This is a genomic window from Agromyces humi, from assembly GCF_009720255.1.
Taxonomy (GTDB): Bacteria; Actinomycetota; Actinomycetes; order Actinomycetales; family Microbacteriaceae; genus Agromyces; species Agromyces humi.
This window is the reverse complement of the sequence record NZ_WJSP02000142.1, coordinates 1-8,833: the sequence shown is the minus strand read 5'-3', so window position 1 is coordinate 8,833 and position 8,833 is coordinate 1. Positions and strand designations below refer to the sequence as shown.

The 8,833-nt window shown below is 70.4% G+C and carries 10 protein-coding genes, 1 tRNA gene and 1 pseudogene; 10 read left to right on the top strand and 2 right to left on the bottom strand.

Annotated elements, in window-relative coordinates:
• The 5 genes from GH736_RS12425 to GH736_RS12405 form a co-directional block, all read left to right on the top strand.
• Positions 1-630 (top strand): metal-dependent hydrolase (locus GH736_RS12425; RefSeq protein WP_159603688.1); only part of this gene is annotated, 630 nt, incomplete at its 5' end.
• A 91-nt stretch (positions 631-721) separates the two neighbouring features.
• Positions 722-1,288 (top strand): GNAT family N-acetyltransferase, encoded by a 567-nt coding sequence (locus GH736_RS12420; protein ID WP_235934132.1) that lies wholly within the window; start codon positions 722-724, stop codon positions 1,286-1,288.
• 27 nt (positions 1,289-1,315) lie between these two features.
• Complete coding sequence (locus tag GH736_RS12415; RefSeq protein ID WP_159603696.1) at positions 1,316-2,227, top strand: 5'-3' exonuclease; 912 nt, start codon at positions 1,316-1,318, stop codon at positions 2,225-2,227.
• 31 nt (positions 2,228-2,258) lie between these two features.
• A complete protein-coding gene (locus GH736_RS12410; RefSeq protein WP_159603686.1) occupies positions 2,259-2,675 on the top strand; it encodes a type II toxin-antitoxin system VapC family toxin in 417 nt (138 codons plus the stop codon).
• Between the two features lie 48 nt (positions 2,676-2,723).
• Positions 2,724-3,059, top strand: a complete 336-nt coding sequence (locus GH736_RS12405; protein WP_159603684.1) for a VOC family protein — start codon at positions 2,724-2,726, stop codon at positions 3,057-3,059.
• 140 nt (positions 3,060-3,199) lie between these two features.
• On the opposite strand, the gene GH736_RS12400 is transcribed toward GH736_RS12405, so the two are convergent.
• Positions 3,200-3,272, bottom strand: a tRNA-Lys gene (locus GH736_RS12400).
• A 112-nt stretch (positions 3,273-3,384) separates the two neighbouring features.
• Between GH736_RS12400 and GH736_RS12395 the strand changes: the two genes are divergently transcribed.
• Positions 3,385-3,954, top strand: coding sequence for an AzlC family ABC transporter permease (locus tag GH736_RS12395; protein WP_203230752.1), 570 nt, complete (start codon positions 3,385-3,387; stop codon positions 3,952-3,954).
• On the opposite strand, the gene GH736_RS12390 is transcribed toward GH736_RS12395, so the two are convergent.
• Positions 3,878-4,789: a cation diffusion facilitator family transporter gene (locus GH736_RS12390; protein WP_159603682.1), complete on the bottom strand. Its 912-nt coding sequence runs from the start codon at positions 4,787-4,789 to the stop codon at positions 3,878-3,880. The genes GH736_RS12395 and GH736_RS12390 overlap by 77 nt on opposite strands.
• Before the next feature lie 23 nt (positions 4,790-4,812).
• On the opposite strand from GH736_RS12390, the pseudogene GH736_RS25730 reads away from it, so the two are divergent.
• From GH736_RS25730 to GH736_RS12370, 4 genes and pseudogenes are all read left to right on the top strand, one after another.
• Positions 4,813-5,073: pseudogene (locus GH736_RS25730) on the top strand (pyrroline-5-carboxylate reductase family protein); the annotation flags it as partial.
• 70 nt (positions 5,074-5,143) lie between these two features.
• On the top strand, positions 5,144-5,866 hold the full coding sequence (fdhD, locus tag GH736_RS12380) for a formate dehydrogenase accessory sulfurtransferase FdhD (protein WP_159603692.1): 723 nt from the start codon (positions 5,144-5,146) through the stop codon (positions 5,864-5,866).
• Entirely contained in the window at positions 5,863-8,190 is a 2,328-nt protein-coding gene (locus tag GH736_RS12375; protein WP_159603690.1) for an FdhF/YdeP family oxidoreductase, read from the top strand. The genes fdhD and GH736_RS12375 overlap by 4 nt, the downstream gene beginning before the upstream one ends.
• A 154-nt stretch (positions 8,191-8,344) precedes the next feature.
• A complete protein-coding gene (locus tag GH736_RS12370) occupies positions 8,345-8,779 on the top strand; it encodes a YciI family protein (RefSeq protein WP_159603680.1) in 435 nt (144 codons plus the stop codon).
• Positions 8,780-8,833: the final 54 nt, after the last annotated feature.

The window sequence follows — 8,833 nt, the reverse complement described above, 5'->3', positions numbered from 1 at the left end:
GACCACCACAGCGCCACCATCTCGCACTCCGTGCCGCTGCTCGGCCGGTTCGTGACCGGCACGGTCGAGGCGCTCTCGGGCGGTCATCGGCGAGGGGCGCATTCCGCCATCGCCGTGCTCGTCGTCGCCGCTGCGGCCTGGGCGCTCACCCTCCTCACGTTCGCCACCGAAGGCCGCGACTCGATCGCGATCGGCGCCGGCGTCGGCACCGCGGTGCTCACGTGCTTCGGCATCAAGGCCCGCGACTACGTGCGCACCTGGGCGGCGGCCTGGTTGCTCGGCGCGCTGCTCGGGGTGTTCATCGTCGTGGTCGCGCCCGAACAGGTCGCCTGGTTCCCCCTCGCCGTCACGATCGGGTTCGCCGCGCATCTCTGCGGTGACTTCCTCACGACCGGTGGCATCCCGGGCCTGCTGTGGCCGTGGGCGCCGCGGCCGCCCGAGCGGCTCCGGCCCGTGCCGGTGCTGAATCGCATGTGGCTGCCGAGCGGCCGCGTCGCGCTGCCGCTCCTCGGCGACACCGGATCCCTCCGCGAGGCCATGCTGGGCACGGTGCTCGCGCTCTACTGCGTCGCCGGCTTCGCGTACGAAGGACTGCGGCTGGTCGGCGTCGACGTCCTGATCGGCTCGTGAACCGGCCATCGGCTCGTGAACCGGCCATCGGCTCCTGACCGAGACATCGGCTGGGAACGAGTCATCGGCTCGCGAGCGGCAGAATGATGCGGTGACCTCCTCGCCGAACGCCGCCATCGAGATCGACCTCGAGCCCGCGGCATCCGCCGACGATGCCGCGGTGGCGACCACCGTGGCCGACCTCATCAACAGCGTGTACCTCATCGCCGAGGCCGGACTATGGGTCGACGGCGCACGGCGCACCGACGCGCGCGAGATCGCCGGTCTGATCGCGCAGCAGGAGCTCGCCACCGCCCGGATCTCCGGCGAGGTGGTCGGCGTCGTGCGGGTGCACGCCCTCGACGCCGGCACGGCCGAGTTCGGGATGCTGGCCGCCGACCCGCGGCATCGCGGCATCGGCATCGGTCGTGCCCTCGTGGCCTTCGCCGAGCGCTGGGCGAGCGCCCGCGGATTCCGGGAGCTGCAGCTCGAACTGCTCGTGCCGACCTCGTGGGAGCACCCGTCGAAGCAGTTCCTGGCCGACTGGTATGCCCGAATCGGCTACCGCGAGGTGCGGCGCGGGCCGCTCGGCGATCTCTATCCCGAGCTCGAGCCGCTGCTGGCCACGCCGTGCGAGCTCGTCGTGTCGCAGAAGTCGCTCGCCGTCGGCGGTCCGTGACAGGATCGCCCTGTGGCCGACCGTCTGATGCTCCTCGACACCGCTTCGCTCTACTTCCGTGCGTTCTACGGCGTGCCCGACTCGCTGAAGCGCGCCGACGGCACGCCCGTCAACGCCGTACGGGGGCTCCTCGACATCATCGCGAGGCTCGTGACCGAATTCGAGCCGACGCACCTCGTCGCCTGCTGGGACGACGACTGGCGGCCGCACTGGCGCGTCGAGCTCATCCCGAGCTACAAGGCCCACCGGGTCGCTGAGATCGTGCCCGCGGGGCCCGACGTCGAGGAGACGCCCGACCCGCTCGAGGCGCAGATCCCGATGATCCGCGAGATCCTCGCCGCGCTCGACCTCACCGTCATCGGCGCCCCACAGCACGAGGCCGACGACGTGATCGGAAGCCTCGCGACGCAGGCCGCCATGCCGGTCGACGTGGTCACGGGCGATCGCGACCTGTTCCAGCTCGTCGACGACGCCCGCGACGTGCGGGTCATCTACACGGCGCGGGGCATGAGCAAGCTCGAAGTCCTCACCGACGTGTCCGTCGTGGGCAAGTACGGGGTGCTGCCGAGCCAGTACGCCGACTTCGCGGTGCTGCGCGGCGACGCGTCCGACGGCCTCCCGGGCGTCGCCGGCATCGGCGAGAAGACCGCGGCGAGCCTGCTGCAGCAGTTCGGCGACCTCGACTCGATCGTGGTCGCCGCCGGTGACCCGACCGTGCCGTTGTCGGCGACGATGCGCACCCGCATCACGGGCGCCGCCGCCTACCTCGACGTCGCTCCGACCGTGGTCGAGGTCGTGCGCGACCTCGAGTTCGCGGCGTTCGACGCGCGCCTGCACGCGCTCGACGCGGACGAGGCCGCCGAGGTGCGCCGCCTCGGCGAGGAGTGGAACCTGGGCGGCTCGGTGCAACGGGTTCTCCAGGCGCTCGGCACCGAGTAGCTTTGGGTACCTCCGACACGAGGAGGCACTGATGGCCCGGTTCATCGTCGACGCGAGCGCGGTGCTCCAGCTCGCCGCCGAGGAGTTCGAGGGCCCCGGCGATCACGAGCTCCTGGCGCCCACGCTGCTTCGCTCGCAGACGCTGAATGCCCTGCACGAGGCCGTGCATCGAGGCGAGCTGTCCGAGGCGGAGGCCAATGCACGGCTCGCGCGTATCGCCGAGATCCCGATACGGCTGCTGGGCGACGCCGTACTGCGGCGCCGTGCGTGGAAGGTCGCCGATGAGCTGGGCTGGGGCTCGACCTACGACGCGGAGTACGTCGCGCTCACCATCCTGCAGGGCGACGCGCTCATCACCCTCGACGAGGAGCTCGCGCGCCAGGCGGAGCAGCTCGTGAGCATCGCGTCGATCGACGAACTCCTCACCATCGGTCGCGCATCGGGCTGACGCCGGGGTCCTCGCCGCCCACAACATGATCACCGTCTGGAGTTTCTGATGCAACTGCGCTTCCTTTACGTGCCCGTCGCCGACCTGGCCTCGGCGATCGCCTTCTACCGCGACGAACTCGGGTGGTCCGAGGCCTGGCGGGAGGGCGACGGCACGGTGGCCTTCGCCGTGCCCGACTCGCCCGTGCAGGTCATGGTCTCGACCGATCCCGGCTCGGCCGGCCCGATGTACGAGGTCGACGATCTCGAGGCCTACCTCTCGGCCCACCCGTCGATATCGCGCCGCGGCGTGCCGTTCGAGATCCCCGACGGCCACGTCATCGAGCTCGAGGGTCCGGGCGGCAACGCGTTCCACGTGTTCGACCAGGCGGACGCCTCGTCCTGAGCGTCGGTGGCCCGGCCGAGAATGACCGCATGGACCAACGACGGCCCGGGCAGGGTGGTCGGCGTCCATCGCCGGAGCATGACGAAAGCCCCCGAGCATGAAGAAAGCCCCGAACCTGGCGAGAGGTTCGGGGCGATCCGTGCACCCCCAGGGACTTGAACCCTGAACCCACTGATTAAGAGTCAGTTGCTCTGCCGATTGAGCTAGAGGTGCGTGATCCGGGAAATTCGTACAACCCGAACCGAGGGACCACGTTATCAGGAGAACGACCCGTTTCGCCAATCGAGCGACTCGTGCGTCGGAGGTGGGTTCTAGTGTCGACTGCATGACCGCCGCGACGACGCCTCCGACCGGCTGGCGCGCGGGGTTGCGCATCGGCGTGGGACTGGCGATCGGAGCCTTCGCCCTCGCCGTGAGCTTCGGTGCGTTCGCCGTCACCAACGGGTGGCCCGCCTGGCTGGCCATCGTGATGTCGGCCGTGACGTTCTCGGGCTCGGCGCAGTTCGCCCTGGTGACGGCCGCCTCCGGAGGCGGTCTCGCGGCGGGCGTGGGTGCGGCGGCGCTCATCAACGCCCGATTCATCCCCATGGGCGCCGCGTCGGCGCGCTCGCTGCACGGCGGTCCCGTCCGGCGCGCGCTCGAAGGGCAGGCCGTCGTCGATGCGTCGTGGGTCGCTGCGCAGAACGGCGACGGCACCCTCGATCGCGGCACGCTGTTCGGGGCGACGCTCGTGCAGTGGCCCGCGTGGATCGCCGGCACCGCGATCGGCGCCGTCTTCGCGCCGTCGACCGAGTTCATGCACGATCTCGGCCTCGACGTCATCTTCCCCGCCTTCTTCCTCGTCCTGCTGCTCGATGCCCGGCGGGAACGGCCTGGCGCACGCGCCGCTCGATGACGTTGACCGCCGTCGACACCTCGAGCAGCGACTGGTCGGCGTGGAAGCCGACCTTCGCTCCGACCAGCAGCTCGTCGGGGCCGAGGTAGAGCGTCTTCATGTGGATGATGCGCTCGCACTCGGGGCCGGCCAGGATCGCGTGCTCGATCTTCTTCAGGTCGTCGTCGTTCGCGCCCTCGCCGACGAGGAGGCTCTTCGTCTCCATGCCGAGCACGATCGCGACGACGATCAGCAGCGTGCCGATGAACAGGGTGCCGATCGCGTCGAACAGCGAGTTGCCGGTGATCCAGGTGAGGCCGACGCCGATGAACGCGAAGACCAGGCCGATGAGTGCCGCGACGTCCTCGAGCAGCACCACGGGCAGCTCGGGCGCCTTCGCCCGGCGCACGAACTGCACCCAGGTCTGCTTGCCGCGCACGTGGTTGGACTCCTTCACCGCGGTGCGCAGCGAGAGCGACTCGAGCACGATCGCGATCGTGAGCACGAGCATCGGCAGCCAGGGCACCTCGAGCGCCTCGGGGTGGTTCAGCTTCTCGATGCCCTCGTAGATCGAGAAGACGCCGCCGACCGAGAACAGGATGATCGAGACGACGAACGCGTAGACGTAGCGCTCGCGACCGTAGCCGAACGGATGCTCCTTGTCGGCCTCCTTCTTCGCCTGGCGGCCGCCGAAGATGAGCAGCAGCTGGTTGCCCGAGTCGGCGAGCGAGTGCACGCCCTCGGCGAGCATCGAGGACGAGCCCGAGAAGAACCACGCGATGAACTTGGTGATCGCGATGCCGAGGTTCGCGAGCAATGCCGCGATGATGGCCCTGGTTCCGCCCGATGCGCTCATGGCGTCAATCCTAGGATGGTCACATGAGCGCCGACGCCCCAGTACAACTGCCCGCGATCGCCTTCCTGGGGGCCGGGTCGATGGCGAGGGCGATCCTGTCCGGCCTGCTGCAGCCGGGCATCGAGGTCGACGGCGGCATCCGCGCGACGAACCGCTCGGCCGAGCGCGCCGCCGAGCTCGAGGGCCTGCCGGGCGTCACGTCGTACGCCACCGAGACGGATGCCGCGGCCAACCGCACGGCGGTCGCGGGCGCCAAGCTCGTGGTCGTTGCGGTGAAGCCCGCGATGGTGCCCGACCTGCTGCGCGAGATCGCCGACGCGCTCGAACCCGAGGCGATCGTCGTGGAGCACCCCGATGGAGTACGACGTCGACCTCGCCGTGGGGTTCCTCATCTCCGAGGGCGTCATCGCGCGCGGCGACCAGGTGGCGGCCGCCATCCACTGCGCGGGTCCCGACGGCGAGAACACCTACAACGTGCTCGACCTGACGCTCGCGCCCGGCATCCCGGCTCCGGATGCCTCGGTGCAGCGCAGCACCTACATGACGAGTTCGTGCGGGGTGTGCGGCAAGGCGAGCATCGACGCCGTGCGCACCCGCTCCGCGTATCCCATCGACGACGACCTGCGCGTGGACCCGGCACTCCTCGTGACCTTCCCCGACCGGCTGCGCGCCGGGCAGGACGTGTTCGAGAAGACCGGCGGGTTGCACGCCGCCGCACTCTTCGACGGCCGCACCGGCGAGCTGCTCGTGCTCCGCGAGGACGTCGGACGGCACAACGCCGTCGACAAGGTGATCGGCTGGGCCGCCCGCGAGGGCCTGCTGCCCCTGCGCGGCATCGTGCTGCAGGTGTCGGGCCGCACGAGCTTCGAGCTCGCGCAGAAGGCGTCGATGGCCGGCATCCCGGTGCTCGCCGCGGTGTCGGCGCCGTCGTCGCTCGCGGTCGAGTTGGCGAGGGATGCCGGGCTGACGCTCGTCGGATTCCTCCGGGGCGAGTCGATGGTGGTGTACTCGGGGGCCGAGCGCATCGCGGAACCCGCGCACGAGCCCGTCGGCGCGGTCGGCGGAGGCGCCGCGTGAGCGAGCGCGAGCCCGAGCTCGAGCCCGAGCCCGAGCTCTACCCCGACCTCGAGGTGCACCCGGCCAAGCAGTGGGCGGTCGGCGTGCCCGGCATCCTGCACTCGATGGAACCGGCACTCACCTCCATGGGGCCCGCGCGCACGGCACGCCTGGCGCTCGCCATCAACCAGAAGAACGGGTTCGACTGCATGAGCTGCGCGTGGCCCGACCCCGGCCACCGCAACGTGCTCGAGTTCTGCGAGAACGGCATGAAGGCGACGACGTGGGAGGCGACGCCGATCACCGTCCCCACCTCGTTCTGGGCCGAGCACTCGCTCACCTCGCTCCTTGAGGAGGACGAGTACTGGCTCGGCCGGCAGGGGCGGCTCACCGAGCCGGTCTACAAGCCCGCGGCATCCGATCACTACGAACCGATCTCCTGGGATGCCGCGTTCCGCCTCATCGCCGACCGACTCAACGCCCTCGACTCGCCCGACCGAGCAGCGTTCTACACGAGCGGCCGCACCTCGAACGAGGCGGCCTTCGTCTACCAGCTGTTCGTGCGCGCGTTCGGCACCAACAACCTGCCCGACTGCTCGAACATGTGCCACGAGTCGACCGGCACCGCGCTCACCGCGACGATCGGCATCGGCAAGTCCACCGTGGCGTACGACGACTTCGCGAAGGCCGACCTCGTCATCGTGATGGGCCAGAACCCCGGCACCAACCACCCCCGCATGCTCACCGCGCTCGAGGAGACGAAGCGCAACGGCGGCCGGGTCGTGTCGGTGAACGTGCTGCCCGAGGCGGGGCTCATCCGCTACAAGAACCCGCAGCGGGTGCGCGGCATCGTCGGGAAGGGCACGGCCATCGCCGACCGGTTCCTGCAGATCCGCTCGGGCGGCGACATGGCGCTGCTGCAGGCCGTGTCGAAGCGGGTGCTCGACGCCGAGGACGCCGCCCCCGGCACCGTGCTCGACCACGCGTTCCTCGCCGAGCACACCGTCGGACTCGAGGCGCTGCGCACGCACCTCGCCGACCTCGACGAGGCCGCCGTGCTCGCCGCGACCGGGCTCGCATCGCACGAGATCGACGACCTCGCCGCCGAGTACCTCGCCGCCGACCGGGTGATCATCACGTGGGCGATGGGACTCACGCAGCACCGCAAGGCCGTGCCGACGATCAAGGAGATCGTGAACCTGCTGCTCCTGCGCGGCAACATCGGCAAGCCGGGTGCCGGCGCCTCGCCGATCCGGGGACACAGCAACGTGCAGGGCGACCGCACCATGGGCATCTGGGAGCGGATGCCCGAGCGGTTCCTCGCGGCGCTCGAGGCCGAGTTCGGCTTCGCCGTGCCGCGTGCCCATGGTGCCGACGCCTTGCGCACGGTGCAGGGACTCCGCGATGGCGAGATCGACGTGTTCTTCGCGCTCGGCGGGAACTTCGTCGGCGCCATCTCCGACACCGCCGTCGCCGAGGCCGCCATGCGCGGCGCGAAGCTCACCGTGCAGGTGTCGACGAAGCTCAACCGCTCCCATGTCGTCACGGGCGAGGAGGCGCTCATCCTGCCGACGCTCGGCCGCACCGAGGTCGACCTGCAGCAGGGGCATCCGCAGTTCGTCTCGGTCGAGGACAGCGTCTGCGCGGTGCACGCCAGCCACGGCGCGATCCCGCCGGTCGCTCCCGGACTCCTCTCGGAGGTGGCGATCGTCTGCCGGCTCGCGCGGGCGACCCTCGGCGAGCGCGGCGGCGCCGACCTGCCCGGCGCCGACCTCCCCTGGCAGGACTTCGAGGACGACTACGACGTCATCCGCGACCGCATCTCGCGCGTCGTGCCCGGCTTCGAGTCGTTCAACCAGGACGTCCGCCGGAAGGACGGCTTCGTGCTGCCGAACGGGCCGCGCGACGAGCGCCGCTTCGACACCGCGTCGGGGAAGGCGGTGCTCACCGTCAATGAGCTCGAGCACCTCGACCGGCCGCCGGGGCGCCTCATCCTGCAGACGTTGCGGGCGCACGACCAGTTCAACACGACGATCTACAGCCTGAACGACCGGTACCGCGGCATCCGCAAGGGACGGGACGTCGTCTTCGTGAACCCCGACGACCTCGCCGAGCTCGGCCTCGCCGACGGCCAGCGCGTCGACGTGCACAGCGAATGGCGCGGTGAGCCCGACCGGGTGCTGCGGAACCAGCGGATCGTCGCGTATCCGACCGCACGCGGCTGCGCGGCCGCGTACTACCCCGAGGCGAACGTGCTCGTGCCCCTCGAGAGCGCGGCGGAGGAGAGCAACACCCCCGTGTCGAAGGCGGTCATCGTGCGGCTCGTGCCGCACGCGGCATCCTGAGCTCGACGCGGTCCTCGTCGCGATGGCGGGCGCGTGCGACCATGTCGGAGAAAAACCTTCGCGCCGATGTCGATCCGGGCGTACGGCCGTTCGACGCAAGGATGAGGCGGCCACCACGGCCGGCCACGATCCACCACCACCAAGGAGAACGACGATGAAGTACATGCTGATCATGCGGGCCGACGACGAGGGCATCGCCAACTACGAGCAGATGGATTTCGCCGAGGTCATCGCCGCGATGGGCGCCTACAACGAGTCGCTCATCAAGGCCGGCGTGCTGCTCGCCGGTGAGGGCCTCGCCGACGCGAAGGAGGGCTTCGTCGTCGACTTCGACGCGACCCCGCCGGTCGTGACCGACGGCCCGTACGCCGAGGCCAAGGAGCTCTTCAACGGCTTCTGGATCATCGGCGTCTCGAGCAAGGAGGAGGCCGTCGAGTGGGCGAAGCGCTGCCCGCTCGGCCCCGGCGCCCGGCTCGAGGTGCGCCGCGTGAACGAGCTCGAGGACTTCCCCCAGGACAACGAGTGGATCCAGAAGGAGGCCGGCTGGCGCGCCGAGGCCGAGGCCAAGGCGGCGGGCACGGCCGGCTGACATGAGCGCGACGGATGCCACGGGCGCGGCGCGTCCGGCGGATGGCGTGAAGGC

Bases quoted from the DNA above. Each gene is read 5' to 3' on its own strand.
- GH736_RS12415 (WP_159603696.1), top strand. From the start codon at position 1,316: ATGCTCCTCGACACCGCTTCGCTCTACTTCCGTGCGTTCTACGGCGTG.
- GH736_RS12410 (WP_159603686.1), top strand. From the start codon at position 2,259: ATGGCCCGGTTCATCGTCGACGCGAGCGCGGTGCTCCAGCTCGCCGCC.
- GH736_RS12405 (WP_159603684.1), top strand. From the start codon at position 2,724: ATGCAACTGCGCTTCCTTTACGTGCCCGTCGCCGACCTGGCCTCGGCG.
- GH736_RS12395 (WP_203230752.1), top strand. From the start codon at position 3,385: ATGACCGCCGCGACGACGCCTCCGACCGGCTGGCGCGCGGGGTTGCGC.
- GH736_RS12390 (WP_159603682.1), bottom strand. From the start codon at position 4,789: ATGAGCGCATCGGGCGGAACCAGGGCCATCATCGCGGCATTGCTCGCG.
- fdhD (WP_159603692.1), top strand. From the start codon at position 5,144: ATGGAGTACGACGTCGACCTCGCCGTGGGGTTCCTCATCTCCGAGGGC.
- GH736_RS12370 (WP_159603680.1), top strand. From the start codon at position 8,345: ATGAAGTACATGCTGATCATGCGGGCCGACGACGAGGGCATCGCCAAC.